Source organism: Alkanindiges hydrocarboniclasticus, assembly GCF_001982605.1.
GTDB classification, from domain to species: Bacteria; Pseudomonadota; Gammaproteobacteria; order Pseudomonadales; family Moraxellaceae; genus Alkanindiges; species Alkanindiges hydrocarboniclasticus.
In genome coordinates, this window is record NZ_MLCN01000023.1 from 86,551 (window position 1) to 102,360 (window position 15,810).

Sequence of the window (15,810 nt, forward strand, 5' to 3'; positions counted from 1 at the left end):
CTATATGACCACCAACCAGTGGCAGACCACCTTTATGGTGGTGCAGGCCATTGTAATTTTACTGGTGGTGGTGCTGTTTGCGGCGCTGATGAGTTTTATTGAGCGCCGTTTGCTGGCTTTATGGCAGGACCGTTATGGTCCTAACCGGGTTGGTCCCGGCGGGATGTTCCAGATTGTTGCCGACATGCTGAAAATCATGTTTAAGGAAGACTGGACGCCAAAATTTGCAGACAAGCTGACTTTCCGTCTGGCACCTGCGGTTGCCATGGGTACAGCCGTACTGTCATTTATGGTCATTCCCATTAGCCCAAGCCTTGGCGTGGCAGACCTTGATATTGGCCTGCTGTTCTTTATGGCCATGGCAGGCATTGCAGTTTATGCCGTCCTGTTTGGGGGCTGGTCGTCCAATAACAAATATTCGTTGTTAGGTGGCTTACGCTCGGCAGCACAGACTATTTCTTATGAAGTATTTCTGGGTTTGTCGCTCATGGGCGTAGTGGCCATTGCCGGTTCCTTTAACCTGCGTGACATTGTGGAATCCCAGCGTGACCTGTGGAACATTGTGCCACAGTTTTTAGGGTTTTGTATCTTCGCCATTGCCGGTGTTGCGGTGACTCACCGTCATCCTTTCGACCAGCCGGAAGCCGAGCAGGAACTGGCTGAGGGTTATCATATTGAATATGGTGGCATGAAATGGGGTATGTTCTTCGTTGCCGAGTACGTCAACGTGGTGGTGATTTCTGCCCTGATTGTGGTGTTGTTCTTTGGTGGCTGGCTGGCCCCGTTTAATATTGAAATTCCATTTGTGCCACCGGTTTTCTGGTTTATTGTGAAAACACTGTTCTTTGTCATGATGTTTGTGTTGGCTCGTGGTTCTTTAATGCGCCCACGTTATGATCAGGTGATGAATTTTGGCTGGAAAGTGTGCCTGCCATTAACATTGATCAATCTTTTAGTTACTGCTGCAGTCATTCTGCACAACTATTCCGCCTAAGGGAGCAAGGAGAGCAGCTATGACAAATATTCTGGCTTCCTTTGGGAAGATTATTGTTGGGGCAGGGACCATTGTCCGTAGCCTGTTTATGGTGTTCAGTCATGCTTTTCGCAAGCGTGATACGATTTTGTATCCTGAAGTACCGGGGGAACAGATTGTACCACCGCGTTACCGTGGCCGAATCATTCTAACGCGTGACCCGGATGGGGAAGAGCGCTGTGTGGCCTGTAACCTGTGTGCTGTTGCGTGTCCGGTAGGCTGTATTTCGCTGCAAAAAGCAGAAAAAGAAGATGGCCGCTGGTATCCTGAATTTTTCCGTATCAATTTTTCCCGCTGCATTTTTTGTGGCATGTGTGAAGAAGCCTGTCCAACCACAGCCATTCAGCTCACGCCGGATTTTGAAATGGGCGAGTATGTACGTCAGGATCTGGTGTATGAAAAAGAACACTTGCTGATTTCCGGCCCTGGTAAATATCCTGATTATAATTTCTACCGGGTGGCAGGTATGGCAATTGACGGTAAACCCAAAGGGGCGGCAGAGCGTGAATCTGCACCTGTTGATACACGGAGCTTGCTACCATGATCTGGCCATTTTACCTCATGGCCATTGTGGCCCTGTTGTCTACCATACGGGTGGTAACCAATACCAACCCGGTACATGCCTTACTTAACCTGATTGTTTCACTGCTTGCAGTGGCAGGTATCTTCTTTATCGTTGGTGCACCTTTTGCCGGTGCGCTGGAAGTAATTGTGTATGCAGGCGCCATTATGGTGCTGTTTGTGTTTGTGGTTATGATGCTTAATCTGGGTGCGCAAACCACCGAGCAGGAAAAACTGTGGCTGAATTCATCAGCCTGGACAGTGCCTGCCTTGCTGACCTTTTTGCTGGGTCTGGCGCTGGTATGGATGCTGGCCTCTGGCAACACCGCAGCTCATCCGGCCATTGGCACACATGACGTGGGTCCGAAGCAGGTCGGTATTGCCCTGTTTGGTCCCTACTTATTGCTGGTCGAAATAGCGGCAATGCTATTGCTGGCTTCGCTGGTTGCGGCATTCCATCTGGGTAAGCGCGAGCCTGTTGTTGCAAAAGATGACTCTATAAAAGAAGATTTCGTAAGAGATAGCGAGGTGCAACCATGATGGGACCAATTCCACTGGAGCATGGCCTGATTCTGGCTACATTACTGTTTGCACTGGGGCTTTATGGCGTTATGGTACGTCGTAACCTGATGTTTATGCTCATGAGCCTTGAAATCATGATGAATGCTGCGGCGCTGGCTTTTGTGCTGGCCGGCAGTGTATGGGGCCAGCCTGACGGTCAGGTAATGTTCATCCTGATTCTGACGCTGGCTGCGGCCGAGGCCTGTATTGGTCTGGCCATCGTGCTTCAATTTTATCATCGCTTCCAGCATCTGGACGTTGATGCAGCTAGTGAGATGCGCGGATGAACCTACTGCTTTTAACTTTTATTTTTCCGCTGCTGGGCTTTATCTTACTCGCCGGTCTGCGTGACCAGATTTCTGAAAAAATGGCAGCCATCATTGGTGTTGGCTCCATGGCGCTGTCTGCATTAACGGCACTGTATGTCGGCATTGATTTTTTAAATCAGGGCACACAGGGCGGTTATTACCACCAGATTCTATGGACATGGATGCAGATTGGCAGTTTTGCGCCTAGTTTTGGCTTGCAACTGGATGGCCTGTCTCTGGTGATGATGGGCATGATTACGGGTGTTGGTTTTTTCATTCACCTGTTTGCCGCATGGTATATGCGTGGTGAAGAAGGCTTTGCCCGTTTTTTCTCTTACTTCAACCTGTTTGTGGCCAGCATGTTGTTGCTGGTACTGGGCGATAACCTGCTGGTGATGTTCTTGGGCTGGGAAGGTGTTGGCCTGTGTTCATACCTGCTGATTGGTTTTTATTTTAAAAACCCGGACAACGGCTTTGCAGCCATCAAGGCATTTACCGTAACCCGCGTGGGCGACGTATTACTGCTGATTGGCCTGTTTATCCTGTTCCAGCAATTTGGCACACTGGATATTTATGAAATTACCATACGCGCCCCAGAAGTTCTGACCAGTGGTAGTCCGGCAGTAACCTGGGCCGCCCTGATGTTACTGGGTGGCGCTGTGGGTAAGTCTGCACAGCTTCCCTTACAAACATGGCTGGCCGATGCAATGGCAGGTCCTACACCAGTTTCTGCACTGATTCATGCGGCGACCATGGTGACAGCAGGTGTTTATCTGATTGCCCGCATGCATCCGGTATTTGAGTTGGCACCGGATGTACTGTATCTGGTGGGTGTCATTGGGGCTATTACCTTGCTAATGGCTGGTTTTGCTGCACTGGTGCAAACCGATATCAAGCGGGTACTGGCTTATTCCACCATGAGCCAGCTGGGTTACATGTTTTTGGCATTGGGTGCTGAGGCCTATCAGGCGGCAGTATTCCACATGCTAACGCATGCATTTTTCAAAGCCCTGTTATTCCTGTCTTCAGGTGCGGTAATTATTGCCTGCCATCATGAGCAAAATATTCTAAAAATGGGTGGCCTCTGGAAAAAAATTCCATTTGTCTATCTGTGTTTTTTGGTGGGGGGTGGCGCACTGGCGGCATTTCCGTTTATCACTGTGGGCTTTTATTCCAAAGATGAAATCCTGTGGCAAGCATGGGCATCTGGCCATCCTGAACTTTTCTGGGCTGGTGTAGTGGGTGCGTTCTTAACCTCTATTTATACCTTCCGCCTGATCTGGCTGGTGTTTCATGGTCAAGAAAAAACCCACGCCCATAAAATTGAAGGCATTACCTATTGGTTGCCACTGGGCGTGCTATTGGTGCTGTCTACCTGTATTGGTGCGCTATTGCAGCATCCGGTAGGCCATGTATTAAACAATGTCTTGCCAGAGTTTGTGGTAAATGCAGCCGTAGCGCACGATAAACACTTCGTGGAATACACTGCGGTTGGGGTGGCCTTGCTTGGGCTGGTGATTGGCGCAGTATTGTTTGCCTTTAATTACCGTTCGGTACAAAAAATGGCCAATACTTCATTTGGTGCAGGCGTTGCGCATATTTGGCGTAATGCATGGGGCTTTGATGCGCTTTATCATTTGATATTTGTAAAACCTTATCTAATGATTGCGCGTATATTTGGCCGTGATCCGGTAGACCGGATCTGGGGCGTGTTTCCGGTACTGGTGAGGGCAGGTAACAGTGTTGCCACCAATCGCCAAACAGGATCACTGCGTGGTTATGCAGCGGCTATTGTGATCGGCGCGGTGATATTACTCATGATACTTATTGTGATTCAGGTACTGGGGAAATAAGATGCAGGAACTTTCAACTCCAAATAACTGGATTCTCCCTGCACTCATCTTGATTCCCTTTATTGCAGGTTTTTTATGCTGGGTATTCGAAAAGGTGAGTATCCGGGCACCACGCTGGATTGCCTTGATCGGGATGCTGGTCACGCTAGGGCTGAGCATTCAGTTATGGATGGCAGGTCATTACGGTGATACTACCGCCATTGTTGTACAACCGGGCATTGCACCGGTATGGCAGGCAGAATTTAGCCTGCCGTGGATTCCAATGCTGGGCATTAGTTTTCATCTGGCCCTCGATGGTTTATCCCTGATGATGGTGGCACTGACTGCCTTGCTAGGGGTATTGGCGGTAGGCTGTTCTTGGGATGAAATCCAGAAGAATGTGGGTTTCTTTCACCTGAACCTGCTGTGGAGCCTTGGCGGCGTTATTGGTGTATTTCTGGCCATAGACATGTTCCTGTTCTTCTTCTTCTGGGAGATGATGCTGGTACCTATCTATTTCCTGATTGCACTATGGGGACACTCCGGTTCAACGGGCCGTTCGCGTGTCTATGCTGCCACCAAGTTCTTTATTTATACGCAGGCTTCTGGCCTGATCATGCTGGTTGGCATTTTGACACTGGTTCTGATCCGTTTTACCCAGACCAATACCTTGTCATTTGACTATATGCATTTGCTGGGCACCACGCTGCCGTATGGCTTTGAATATGGCCTGATGCTGTGTTTCTTTATAGCTTTTGCGGTGAAGTTGCCCGTAGTGCCATTTCATGGCTGGTTGCCAGATGCCCACGCGCAGGCACCCACTGCGGGTTCGGTAGACCTTGCCGGTATCCTGATTAAAACAGCAGCCTATGGCATATTGCGTTTTGTACTGCCGCTGTTCCCGCATGCTTCGGCAGATTTTGCCAATATTGCCATTATTATGGGCTTGGTTGGTGTGTTTTATGGCGCATGGCTGGCTTTCCAGCAAACCGACATGAAGCGCCTGCTGGCTTATACCAGTGTGTCGCACATGGGCTTTATTCTGCTGGCCATTTATGCAGGTAATTTGATGACCCTGCAAGGTGTCATGATTATGATGCTGGCACATGGCCTGTCATCGGCAGCACTGTTCATTATGGCTGGCCAGATTTATGAGCGCCTGCACACCCGTGACTTGCGCCTGATGGGTGGCATGTGGGGTCAGTTCCGCTACCTGCCATTTTTCCTGATGTTCTTTAGTGCGGCATTAATGGGTATTCCGGGTACAGGTAACTTTGTTGCAGAATTCCTGATTTTGCTGGGTTCTTATGGTCGCTATCCGGTATTTACTATTCTGGCAACCGTCAGTCTGGTATTTGCAGGACTCTATACCCTGATCATGATTCATAAAGCCATGTTTGGACAGCCGCATGAGTCGCAGCAAAAAATGGCACAGCCGTTTAAAGACTTAAATGCCCGTGAAATGACCATGTTGCTGGTAATGGGGATTGGTTTACTATGGCTGGGGCTGTTCCCGCAGGATGTTTTAAATACATCTCACTTAAGTATGCAATGGTTGAGTAACTCGTATAATTACCCATTGTTTAATACGCCAAACATTAGCCCAATGAATAGCGTGGAGATTCAATAAGCCATGGATATGATTTCTACGCTGATGCCGCTGGCACCTGTTATTATTGTTAGCCTGACGGCCGTTTTGGTGATGTTGCTGGTGGCAATCAAGCGCCATCATGACCTGATTGCAACGGCAACCGTGATTGGCCTTAATGCGGCAGTGGCCTATATTGTCTGGCAGGCATTTTTCCAGAACAGTGGCCCGCAAGCCGTGATGGGCTTGTTTGTGGTTGATGGATTTGCGCTGTTTAATATGGCGCTGATCCTGATTGCCTCGCTGGCCTGTTGTACGCTGGCACACGCTTATATCGACAGCTACCAGCACAACCGTGAAGAGCTTTACCTGTTACTGCTGATTGCTGTGGCTGGTGGCATGCTGATGACGGCCAGCAGTCATATGACCTCATTTTTTATGAGCCTTGAATTGCTGTCCATTCCAACCTATGGCTTGCTGGCTTATACCCATGAGCGCAGCAAGTCACTGGAATCGGGCATCAAGTATCTGGTGTTATCGGCAACTGCTTCTGCGGCATTACTGATGGGCATGGCTTTCCTGTATAGCTATACCGGTACTATGGATTTCCGTAATCTGGGCCAGATTCTGGGGCAGGTAGCGCATGAGCCGATTGTCGTCATGGGCTTTGGCCTGATTGTAATTGCCATTGCATTCAAGCTGTCACTGGTGCCATTTCATGGCTGGACACCTGATGTGTATCAGGGTGCACCAGCACCGGCTGCAACCTTTCTGGCCACGGTGAGCAAGGTGGCCATGCTGGCCGTTGCATTACGTTTCCTGCTGGTGTCCAGTTCACTGGCCATGGAAGGCTTGCAAACCATTCTGGTAATTCTGGCGGTGCTGTCTATTCTGGTGGGTAACCTGCTGGCGGTACGTCAGGTTAACTTAAAACGCCTGCTGGGTTACTCATCCATCGCGCATTTTGGCTATTTGCTGATTGCCATTATCTGTCTGGGTGTATCATCCATTGCTACCGTCAGCATTTATCTGGTGACGTATGTATTCACCACCATTGGTGCGTTTGGTGCTGTTGCGCTGATGTCTAGTCCATATAGTGATACTGAAGCAGAATCCATTGCCGATTATCGCGGACTGTTCTGGCGTCGTCCGGTATTGACAGCAGTGCTGACCGTTATGATGCTCTCACTGGCGGGTATTCCACTTACCGCAGGCTTTATTGGCAAGTTCTTTGTGGTGATGGCTGCGGTACAGAACATGAGCTGGTTGCTGGCTGCCATGGTGATTCTGGGTAGTGCGATTGGTTTGTATTATTACCTGCGGGTGATGGTCGTACTGTATATGACCCCACCGGATACTCCACGCATTGATGCCCAGACTAACTGGGGCGTAAAGGCTGGCGGTATTATGGTGCTGCTGACTTCACTGCTGGTGCTATTGCTGGGTGTTTATCCGCAACCATTGATTAAACTGGCAGCACTGGCACAAATTGTGGTAATGCAGTAATTTCCTAGCTTGTAAACCCTATGACAGGATGCCTCAACAATGTTGGGGCATTTTGTTTTTTAGTGCAGGCCATTTTAAATTAATCTGTTTTTTGTATTATCATGACGCTGTTTACAGCAGCTGTTCTGATTAATATGCCTATCCTTGAAATTCGCCATCCCCTGATTCGTCATAAAATTGGTTTAATGCGTCGTGCTGACATTAGTACCAAGAATTTTAGGGAACTCTCGCAGGAAATTGCATCACTACTCACCTACGAAGCCACTAAGGATTTGATGCTTGAAAATGAGGTGATTGAAGGATGGGCCGGGCCGGTGAGTGTCGAGCGCATTGCAGGCAAGAAAATTACCATTGTACCGATTTTGCGGGCAGGCATTGGCATGCTGGAAGGCGTGCTGAACCTGATCCCCAGTGCCAAGGTGAGCGTGCTTGGACTAGAGCGTAATGAAGAAACCCTGCAAGCGCGCAGTTATCTGGAAAAGCTGGCCCCGGATATTCATGCGCGTCTGGCGCTAATCATTGACCCCATGCTGGCCACTGGCAATTCACTGGTGGCAGCCATAGATTTGCTCAAACAGGCAGGTTGCAAGGAAATTCGCGTGATGGTGCTGGTAGCAGCACCCGAAGGCATCCAGCACTTGCAGGCGCACCATCCGGATGTAATGATCTATACGGCTTCAATTGATGAGTGTCTCAATGAGAAAGGCTATATTATTCCGGGGCTAGGTGATGCGGGTGACAAGATTTTTGGCACGATTCAAAAGAAAATTATTTTTAACAAACCGTAGATTATACTGCTGATGCCTGCGCCCTTTAATATAACCGAGATTAGCGTGATCTTGGCTGACTACCGAAATCTTGTGCATGCCCGTGATCTGGTATTTTTAATGAATGAATATGCACAGGACCCTATGGGTGGTGGGGAAGCCTTAAGCCAGCACTGCCAGCGCCATCTGGTTGAGAGGTTGCAAAATTTTCCAACGGCTTATACATGGCTGGCTTACCATTACGCCAAACCAGTTGGATTGCTGAATGCCTTTATGGGCTTTTCAACCTTTAAATGCCAGCCGCTCCTGAATATCCACGATGTCATTGTGCAACAGCAGGCGCGTGGACTGGGTATTTCGCGCCTGTTATTTGAGGCCGCCGAAAGCCATGCAAAAACACTGGGCTGCTGTAAAATGACACTGGAAGTGCTGGCTGGTAATGAACCTGCCAAACGGGCTTACCGTACTTTTGGTTATGACAATTACCGCTTAGACGAAAGCGCCGGTATGGCCGAATTCTGGCAAAAATATCTGGACTAGCACCCAAGCACTGATGCACGGCTTTAGCAAAAATTTAAGTGTTGTTTTCCCGGCAAAATTCCATAAAGGCCTTTAAGCCCGGGCCTTTGTATTTCTGGCGGTGCACCAGCATAAACAGTGGACGTTTGAGCGTCCAGAAAGGCGTATCCAGAATCACCAGTTGGCCTTCATTGGCCAGTGGTTCAATGGCCAGCCGGGAGACACATGCCACGCCAAGTCCGCCAGCCACCACTTTTAAAATTGCTTCATTATGGCCCAGTGTCAGGCGCAGTTTGGCATTGGGCAAGTCTTTAAGCATGACATTGTCAAAAACCTCACGGGTGCCGGAACCTTCTTCGCGCAAAATCCAGTCTATTTTCTGAAAGTCATTTAAATCCAGCGGCCGGTCAAGCTGGGCCAGTGGATGCTGCGGCGCACAGCAAACGGCCAATTCATCATCACGCCATGGAAAAGCCTGCAATTGCGGTAAATGACACGACCCTTCAATCAGTCCCAGATCCAGCTGGAACTGGCTAACCGATTCGATAATCTGGCGTGTATTGCCAACCTGTAATTGTAGTTGCGCCTGTGGCTGGAATTTTAAAAAATCTGCCATCAGGTCAGGCATCAGGTAGTCACTAATGGTTAAGGTTGCCCCAAGGCGTAAGTCAATCGTTTGCAGCTCGCCTTGAGCAGCCTGTTCAAATGCCTCGCAGCGGCCCAGAATTTCCAGTGCCTGCGGTAGTAAAAAACGGCCAAGGTCATTGAGCTGCAAGCGTTTGCCCAACCGGTCAAACAGGGGAGCACCCAATGCATCTTCAAGGTCAGCCAGCGCCATACTGGCTGCACTCTGGGTCAGGCGTACAGCATCACTGGCACGGGTGACTGTGCCTTCCTGGGCAACGGCAACAAACACGGCCAGTTGTCTTAACGTCATGCGCATGAAGTGTACCTTTTTTGACTTTTTTCGTAAGGGCATTAGGAACGGTAGCGATACATGCTACCATTGCCGGGCAGCATAGAGATATAAGTATGTACTGATGAGTGAAGAAAAATTTACCCGGGAAACAGTGCTGGATGTGCGGCGCTGGAGTGAAAACCTGTTTAGTTTTACCCTGACTCGGCCTGCACATTTTCGCTTCAGTGCCGGGCAGTTTGCCCGTATTGGCATTGAGGTGGACGGTGAGAAAATTTTTCGTGCCTATTCGGTGGTGTCTTCACCATTTGCCGAGCAGCTGGAATTCTTTTCCATTGTGGTGCCGGATGGTGCCTTTACTTCACGTTTACAGCACCTAAAAGCAGGTGATAATCTGTTGCTGGAAAAAATTCCCTTTGGTTTTTTAACACTGGCACGCTACCAGAAACCCTTGCCGCATGACCTGTGGCTTTTGGCTACCGGCACCGGACTTGCGCCGTTTTTATCCATGTTGCAGGACTTTGCACCGTGGCAGCAATATCAGCAGATTATTCTGGCTTACAGCGTACGCACCCGTGAGGAACTGGCTTACGCTGAAGAAATTGACCGCATTGCCCAAAGTTTTGGCGAGAATGGTGCCAATTTCCAATTTTTGCCAATTATCACCCGAGATACCATTGCGGCAGGTGATGCTGCTTTACATCAGCGCTTGCCGGTATTAATTGAAAATGGCCTGCTGGAACAGCACGCAGGCATACCGTTAAACCCTGAAACCAGCCATGTCATGCTGTGTGGTAATCCGCAAATGGTGGAAGATACCCGCAATGCGCTTAAAGCAAGGGGCCTAAGCATGAACCGGCGTGGTGAAGGAAATATTGCCGTAGAAAATTACTGGTAAGAGAAACGCAGGGAAGTAGCCTATGGGTCTACTTCCTGCTGAACGTCATGACTTATTTATTAACCTCATGAATTACTTAGTGATAGCGCATATCAAAAAAATCGCGCATGTCTTTTAGGGTGGCTTGCAAGTCCCACGCCAGCCATGCCGGTTCAAACACAGAAGAATAATAGGCCCGCTGCTCATCACTAACCAGCACGCGAATGGGGCAGTCCTCTTCGGTCAGTCGCCATGGAAAAATGGGGGCATCGGCTTCCAGTAGGGCTTCAAGGTTACGTAGATCAATAATCAGTGCCGAAATGTACTCCGGAAAGGCCATCACAGAAAATTCATCACTGCGCCGTCTTAAATACTCAAGGTCGTACCAGTTTAATTGTGGTGCATCCCCTTCAAAGGCAATGATGCCAATTAAATGACCATCCCTTGAGGTGTGCAGCCAGCATTGGTGCTTTAGGGTGGTCGGCAGGTCAAGCTGAACAGGTGTAACTGAATAGGGCATCACAGCACTTAAACTGCTAAAAGAGCGCGCAATTTTAAGTAAGTTTTGTTGACAAAGCAAAAAATAATACGCTATCTATAGGCTCGATGGTTAACTGATGTAACCTGTAAAAAAATCCAGTAATAATTTTTAATGATAATTAGGGTATACGAGGTAATTTTATGACAACTTACGATCCTTCAAAGCCGCCTGCCATGGCACCGGTTGCTGACCATCCGCTGTCACCGCGCGGCCGTTTTGCCCGTCTGGCTTATCTGGCTTGGTATCTGGTGATTTCTTTGGTTATTGTTCTGGTGGCAATACTGGGCATTGCCATTTTTGGTAATTCGGCCAATACCACCGATCCTTATGCCAATATCGGGACAGCCAGTATTTTAATTATGGCGGTTGCCTATATTGTATTTTTTTACTATGCCATTGTTTTTACCATTCGCCGCCTGCATGACTTAAATCAGAGTGGCTGGCTATCCCTGCTTATACTGGTACCACTGGTTAACGTGTTTTTTATGCTGTATGTGATGATTGCACCGGGAACCAAGGGCAGCAATAACTTTGGCCTGCCACGACCCAACAAAGGCTGGGAAAGTGTATTAGGCATCATTTATATTATCCTCAGTGTTCTGGCTATTATTGGTGGGATTGCAGTAATGACCATGCTGGGCGGCATGTCAGGTGATATGAGCAATCTGGCCAACATGACAAAATATTAATTTATATAAGCTGGACTGTATCTGACAATCTTTACAAGCCAAAGCACTGTCTTTGGCTTTGTTATTTTTGAGCCGTAAAAATATTTGCCCAGCATCTTAATTGTGAAGATAAAAAAGGCCGCTTAATGCGCCAAACCACAGATACAAGCCTATAAATGTTTAAAAAATAAAACTTAAATTTTGAATGTTAATAAAAACCCTACCTAGCTTGACAAAAACAGTATGAAGGAAACAAAAGCGTTGTTTTTATATTTTGGTGCTTTGTTAAGGTTATTTAGGGTCATCACTAAGTTGATTTCAATAAAAAACTTAAGTCATGACCTGAAGATAAAGGGTATTGATGAGTAGCTCCATTGTACGTTAGGGCAGGCCAACTGCCGGATAACACAACGCCGAATAATTCTCTCTGGACGTACAGATGCAAGCTGCTGATTAATAAAAAATGAATGACCGATATGATCAAGGGGTTAGTTATGGATAATTTCCAGAACTTCCAGCATACATATGGTGTTCAGCTAGAACCTATTCTCGGTGCGATTGCTTTGCTGCTTGTCGGCTGGGTTGTTGCATTGCTAGCTGGCGCCGGTGTACGTAAGTTACTTTCAAAACTCAATGTCAATCGACATGTTAATAGCTCAACAGGACACCATACCGATATTGAACACATCGCTGGGCGCGTTGTTTTCTGGTTTATATTGATTATTGCCGTTATTGCCAGCTTTAACCTGTTGAATCTACATGCAGTTTCTGCCCCGTTTTCCAATATGGTCAATGAGGTTCTGCTCTTTATTCCCCGTGTACTGTCTGCATTGGTACTGGCTGTGCTGGGCTGGATACTGGCCACACTGGCGCGTGCCGGAATTACCCGTCTACTGGCGCGTACCACACTGGATGAGCGCTTAAGTGCCGATGTGGGCGTGCAGCCATTAAGCAATAATATTGGCCAGATTGTTTACTGGTTAATCCTGCTGCTGTTTGTTCCCATGGTACTGTCTGCACTTGGCTTAAACGGCCTGTTGCTGCCTGTACAGAACATGGTCAATGATTTGCTGCTATTCCTGCCGAACCTGTTTGCTGCACTGGTAATTGGTTTTGTGGGCTATTTTGTGGCAAAAATTGTTCGCAATATTGTGGTGGGTCTGGTTTCCAGCTTAAATCTGCAATCGGCTGCGGCGCATGTTGGGGTTAAAAATACCACCAGCATTCCTAACATTGCCGGTTCGATTGTATTTATCCTGATCCTGATTCCAACCCTGATTGCAGCACTGGATGCATTACACATTGAGGCAGTTTCACAGCCTGCAATTCGTATGCTTGACCAGATCATGTATGCCATTCCAAACATCATTGCTGCAGCATTGATCCTGATCATTACCTATGTGGTCGCCAAGTTTGTGGCTGGTATTTTAGTTAACCTGATGGCTGGTACTGAACTGGATCGCCTGCCTGCCAAACTGGACATGCAGCGCTTTTTGGGTAGCACCAACCTGTCAACCATCATTGGTAAATTGCTGGTATTTTTTGCCATGCTGTTTGCGGTAGCTGAGGCAGCCAACCGTCTGGGCTTCGTTCAGGTTAGCGATTTAATCACCATCTTTATTGCTTTTGGTGCCAATATCCTGCTGGGCGTAGCAATTTTTATCATTGGCTTCTGGCTGGCCAACCTGATTGGCGATATTGTACAGCGTGGTCGTTATAATTATTCACTGTGGCTGGCCAATGTAGTACGGATGCTGATTATTGGTCTGGTACTGGCTATGGGCCTGCGTGCGATGGGCATTGCGGATTCCATTGTTAATCTGGCCTTCGGTCTGACACTGGGTGCGGTTGCAGTTGCCTTTGCACTGGCTTTTGGTTTGGGAGGGCGCGAGCCTGCACAACGCCTACTGGATGACATGCTCACCAAGGCAAAACGTGAAGCCAACAAGCCAACTCCACCAACCGCATCGGGCATGAGCAATGCCGACATGGATGCGCCTTTAAGCACTAGCTTTGGTTCTCCAGTAGGTTCGCCTGCAGTATCTCCGATTGTTAGCCCTTCAGAAACTACGCCACCTACCGGCACGGACAATGAACTGATTCTGCCTGACAATCCGGATGATCCAATCAATCCGCTGCGTTAACAGGCTTTAAGGTTGTGATTTAAGCAGCCTGCCTTAAATAAGCAAACCAGAAACCGCTGATTCGTCAGCGGTTTTTCAATATGGAAAAGCTATTTTTTACGGCTAAGATAATAAATAATTAGTTCGGCAATCAGTAAGTTAATTACCCAGCCCAGCCAGGCTTCCAGTTGATAAATCAGCTTTGGCGTTAGACCATCTACATAAGGCGCGAATTGATACAAAATGAGTTTCCATGAACGTAAACTCAAGGCGGATAATGACAGTGCAAAGCTGCGGATCATCCAGTTACGGTGTTGGGACCAGTTTTTTTGCACGGCGTATTGTAATGCCAGTAGCGTACTGGCCATCCATAACAAGCCTAAAATGATAAAACAAACCTGCGTGACTAATCCGCCAGCAGCATAAAACGCCATAACTAAGCCGCTGGGTGCTGCAAAACCCAGTACCGTCAGGATATAGAGCCAGCCCAGCCGCCGGTGCCATACGGGAAAACGCTGTCTAACCACAGGCCAGAACTGGGTAAAGCCAGCCAGCAAAATAAAACTGCTAAAGACCACATGGATTTTAAAGGCAATTTGCCATGGCAGAAAATGCACCACATCCTGTTTTAAAGCCAAAAAACCTTGCGTATCGGACCATGGAAAATAGCTGAGGCAGATTTTTATCATCAGCGCGCAAAGCCAGATAAAAATGCCCAACAGAACAAATATTATGATGTTGTAATATATTTTAAGGTGGGTCATTTAAAAACTGGATAACAATGAAAGAATTTTTATTTTCAACAAGCCCGCTGGTTTGTAAAGCTTTAAAGCAGAAAATTAACATGAGAATAGTTATATGAGCAATCACAACAACTGCCACGACAACAGCCGCCATAATAAAGCTCACAGCTTTAGCCTACTGTTACTTGGCCTGCTTGCCAGCCCGGTCTATGCAGCCAGCACTACTGCTTTAAGCCACACCGCTTTAAATCAGTTTGCCACTAGCTGGACGGGCAGTTTTGATGAGCGTCGCATTGGTTTTTTTATAGATCATATTCAGCAGGGGCAGGTTAAAGGCTACAGTATTTTGGGCGCAAACAAGCAAAATTTTACAGGTATCATACAGCCAGCAGGAGCCAACAAATACACCATTATGGCGCGTGAAACGGGTAAGCCACAAAGCGCAGGTGTATTTAAGCTGCATCTGGATTTAACCAAGCCCAAGGTGCTGGAAGGATCATGGCAGGCTAATGCAGCAGGGATTAAACCGAAGTTTTTTGAGCTTGCTCCCCAGCAATGTGGTTATCAAGCTAGTGCAGGGCAATATCCGCAAGCATCCAGACGTTTACTCAAAGATAGTGATTTGCAAATTAGCAAGCAAGAGTTGCAATACATGCGTAATGAAATTTATGCGCGCCATAATTACTCATTTAGCAATAAAGTCATTGCCAGCCTGTTTGCCCATCAGGACTGGTATATCCCGTGCGCTTTAAATGTTGACAAGCAACTGAGCAAAATTGAGCAGGAAAATATCCGGCGTATCAAACTGATGGAACCCTACGCTGAAAACGTGGAGCTCGACTGGGGGCGCTAGTCTTTTTTAGTGTTGAGTAGCAGTCATTTTCAAAAAAGGAAGAACGATGATGAATAACCATGATCCAATACACCCACAGTATTCACAAAACCTGCAAAAACTGGACAGTAACCGCCAGCTTACCCTGATTATTTATATCCTCTATGCGTTGGGGCTGTTTTCCGGGATTACTGCAATTATTGCCATTATTATCAACTATGTAAAGCAGGATGACGTTAGGGGAACATGGCTGCACACACACTTTGACTGGCAAATTAAAACCTTCTGGTGTGTGTTAATCGTAGGTATTATTGGCACACTTACCCGTTTTCTCCTGATTGGCTACGTTATCCTGTTTGTTTTAACCCTGTGGTACATCTACCGTATGGTTAAAGGGTTTCTGGCCTTTAATGAACGTCGCAGTATTGAATAATC

At 47.6% G+C, this 15,810-nt stretch carries 17 protein-coding genes; 14 read left to right on the forward strand and 3 right to left on the reverse strand.

The features are described from left to right. Window positions 1–4 precede the first annotated feature (4 nt). From nuoH to BKE30_RS09320, 9 genes are all read left to right on the forward strand, one after another. On the forward strand, window positions 5–994 hold the full coding sequence (gene nuoH / locus BKE30_RS09280) for an NADH-quinone oxidoreductase subunit NuoH (protein ID WP_076878428.1): 990 nt from the start codon (window positions 5–7) through the stop codon (window positions 992–994). A gap of 19 nt (window positions 995–1,013) precedes the next feature. Further along, the gene (gene nuoI / locus BKE30_RS09285; protein WP_076878316.1) at window positions 1,014–1,577 is read left to right on the forward strand and encodes an NADH-quinone oxidoreductase subunit NuoI; all 564 of its coding nucleotides are present in this window, start codon (window positions 1,014–1,016) and stop codon (window positions 1,575–1,577) included. Then, the gene (nuoJ, locus tag BKE30_RS09290; protein WP_076878317.1) at window positions 1,574–2,134 is read left to right on the forward strand and encodes an NADH-quinone oxidoreductase subunit J; all 561 of its coding nucleotides are present in this window, start codon (window positions 1,574–1,576) and stop codon (window positions 2,132–2,134) included. The genes nuoI and nuoJ overlap by 4 nt, the downstream gene beginning before the upstream one ends. Then, window positions 2,134–2,442, forward strand: a complete 309-nt coding sequence (gene nuoK, locus BKE30_RS09295) for an NADH-quinone oxidoreductase subunit NuoK (RefSeq protein WP_076878429.1) — start codon at window positions 2,134–2,136, stop codon at window positions 2,440–2,442. Before nuoJ ends, nuoK begins: the two co-directional genes overlap by 1 nt. Then, window positions 2,439–4,316 carry an NADH-quinone oxidoreductase subunit L gene (gene nuoL, locus BKE30_RS09300; RefSeq protein ID WP_076878318.1) on the forward strand — a complete coding sequence of 626 codons (1,878 nt, stop codon included), beginning with the start codon at window positions 2,439–2,441 and terminating at the stop codon, window positions 4,314–4,316. Before nuoK ends, nuoL begins: the two co-directional genes overlap by 4 nt. Window position 4,317: 1 nt before the next feature. Next, window positions 4,318–5,925, forward strand: a complete 1,608-nt coding sequence (gene nuoM, locus BKE30_RS09305; protein ID WP_076878319.1) for an NADH-quinone oxidoreductase subunit M — start codon at window positions 4,318–4,320, stop codon at window positions 5,923–5,925. A 3-nt stretch (window positions 5,926–5,928) separates the two neighbouring features. Beyond that, on the forward strand, window positions 5,929–7,389 hold the full coding sequence (nuoN, locus tag BKE30_RS09310; RefSeq protein WP_076878320.1) for an NADH-quinone oxidoreductase subunit NuoN: 1,461 nt from the start codon (window positions 5,929–5,931) through the stop codon (window positions 7,387–7,389). A gap of 134 nt (window positions 7,390–7,523) precedes the next feature. Further along, complete coding sequence (upp, locus tag BKE30_RS09315) at window positions 7,524–8,177, forward strand: uracil phosphoribosyltransferase (protein ID WP_076878430.1); 654 nt, start codon at window positions 7,524–7,526, stop codon at window positions 8,175–8,177. A gap of 12 nt (window positions 8,178–8,189) precedes the next feature. Beyond that, window positions 8,190–8,696 (forward strand): GNAT family N-acetyltransferase, encoded by a 507-nt coding sequence (locus tag BKE30_RS09320; RefSeq protein WP_076878321.1) that lies wholly within the window; start codon window positions 8,190–8,192, stop codon window positions 8,694–8,696. A gap of 34 nt (window positions 8,697–8,730) precedes the next feature. On the opposite strand, the gene gigC is transcribed toward BKE30_RS09320, so the two are convergent. Continuing rightward, window positions 8,731–9,618, reverse strand: coding sequence for a LysR family transcriptional regulator GigC (gene gigC, locus BKE30_RS09325; RefSeq protein WP_076878322.1), 888 nt, complete (start codon window positions 9,616–9,618; stop codon window positions 8,731–8,733). A gap of 97 nt (window positions 9,619–9,715) precedes the next feature. Between gigC and BKE30_RS09330 the strand changes: the two genes are divergently transcribed. Then, window positions 9,716–10,489 (forward strand): ferredoxin--NADP reductase, encoded by a 774-nt coding sequence (locus BKE30_RS09330; protein WP_076878323.1) that lies wholly within the window; start codon window positions 9,716–9,718, stop codon window positions 10,487–10,489. Window positions 10,490–10,565: 76 nt separating this feature from the next. Here BKE30_RS09330 and BKE30_RS09335 read toward each other — a convergent pair whose 3' ends face one another. Continuing rightward, entirely contained in the window at window positions 10,566–10,988 is a 423-nt protein-coding gene (locus BKE30_RS09335; RefSeq protein WP_076878324.1) for a hypothetical protein, read from the reverse strand. A 161-nt stretch (window positions 10,989–11,149) separates the two neighbouring features. On the opposite strand from BKE30_RS09335, the gene BKE30_RS09340 reads away from it, so the two are divergent. Further along, complete coding sequence (locus BKE30_RS09340) at window positions 11,150–11,698, forward strand: DUF805 domain-containing protein (protein WP_083698522.1); 549 nt, start codon at window positions 11,150–11,152, stop codon at window positions 11,696–11,698. Between the two features lie 473 nt (window positions 11,699–12,171). Beyond that, a complete protein-coding gene (locus BKE30_RS09345) occupies window positions 12,172–13,821 on the forward strand; it encodes a mechanosensitive ion channel (protein WP_076878326.1) in 1,650 nt (549 codons plus the stop codon). Window positions 13,822–13,910: 89 nt separating this feature from the next. On the opposite strand, the gene BKE30_RS09350 is transcribed toward BKE30_RS09345, so the two are convergent. Beyond that, window positions 13,911–14,489 carry a DUF2306 domain-containing protein gene (locus BKE30_RS09350; RefSeq protein ID WP_083698523.1) on the reverse strand — a complete coding sequence of 193 codons (579 nt, stop codon included), beginning with the start codon at window positions 14,487–14,489 and terminating at the stop codon, window positions 13,911–13,913. A gap of 169 nt (window positions 14,490–14,658) precedes the next feature. On the opposite strand from BKE30_RS09350, the gene BKE30_RS09355 reads away from it, so the two are divergent. After that, window positions 14,659–15,396, forward strand: a complete 738-nt coding sequence (locus tag BKE30_RS09355) for a YARHG domain-containing protein (RefSeq protein ID WP_076878328.1) — start codon at window positions 14,659–14,661, stop codon at window positions 15,394–15,396. A gap of 46 nt (window positions 15,397–15,442) precedes the next feature. Next, complete coding sequence (locus BKE30_RS09360; RefSeq protein WP_227518383.1) at window positions 15,443–15,808, forward strand: DUF4870 family protein; 366 nt, start codon at window positions 15,443–15,445, stop codon at window positions 15,806–15,808. The last annotated feature ends 2 nt before the right edge of the window (window positions 15,809–15,810 follow it).

Bases quoted from the DNA above. Each gene is read 5' to 3' on its own strand.
- nuoJ (WP_076878317.1), top strand. From the start codon at position 1,574: ATGATCTGGCCATTTTACCTCATGGCCATTGTGGCCCTGTTGTCTACC.
- BKE30_RS09355 (WP_076878328.1), top strand. From the start codon at position 14,659: ATGAGCAATCACAACAACTGCCACGACAACAGCCGCCATAATAAAGCT.
- nuoM (WP_076878319.1), top strand. From the start codon at position 4,318: ATGCAGGAACTTTCAACTCCAAATAACTGGATTCTCCCTGCACTCATC.
- BKE30_RS09330 (WP_076878323.1), top strand. From the start codon at position 9,716: ATGAGTGAAGAAAAATTTACCCGGGAAACAGTGCTGGATGTGCGGCGC.
- gigC (WP_076878322.1), bottom strand. From the start codon at position 9,618: ATGCGCATGACGTTAAGACAACTGGCCGTGTTTGTTGCCGTTGCCCAG.
- BKE30_RS09340 (WP_083698522.1), top strand. From the start codon at position 11,150: ATGACAACTTACGATCCTTCAAAGCCGCCTGCCATGGCACCGGTTGCT.
- nuoN (WP_076878320.1), top strand. From the start codon at position 5,929: ATGGATATGATTTCTACGCTGATGCCGCTGGCACCTGTTATTATTGTT.
- nuoH (WP_076878428.1), top strand. From the start codon at position 5: ATGACCACCAACCAGTGGCAGACCACCTTTATGGTGGTGCAGGCCATT.
- BKE30_RS09335 (WP_076878324.1), bottom strand. From the start codon at position 10,988: ATGCCCTATTCAGTTACACCTGTTCAGCTTGACCTGCCGACCACCCTA.
- BKE30_RS09345 (WP_076878326.1), top strand. From the start codon at position 12,172: ATGGATAATTTCCAGAACTTCCAGCATACATATGGTGTTCAGCTAGAA.
- nuoK (WP_076878429.1), top strand. From the start codon at position 2,134: ATGGGACCAATTCCACTGGAGCATGGCCTGATTCTGGCTACATTACTG.
- upp (WP_076878430.1), top strand. From the start codon at position 7,524: ATGCCTATCCTTGAAATTCGCCATCCCCTGATTCGTCATAAAATTGGT.
- nuoL (WP_076878318.1), top strand. From the start codon at position 2,439: ATGAACCTACTGCTTTTAACTTTTATTTTTCCGCTGCTGGGCTTTATC.
- BKE30_RS09320 (WP_076878321.1), top strand. From the start codon at position 8,190: ATGCCTGCGCCCTTTAATATAACCGAGATTAGCGTGATCTTGGCTGAC.
- BKE30_RS09360 (WP_227518383.1), top strand. From the start codon at position 15,443: ATGATGAATAACCATGATCCAATACACCCACAGTATTCACAAAACCTG.
- BKE30_RS09350 (WP_083698523.1), bottom strand. From the start codon at position 14,489: ATGATAAAAATCTGCCTCAGCTATTTTCCATGGTCCGATACGCAAGGT.
- nuoI (WP_076878316.1), top strand. From the start codon at position 1,014: ATGACAAATATTCTGGCTTCCTTTGGGAAGATTATTGTTGGGGCAGGG.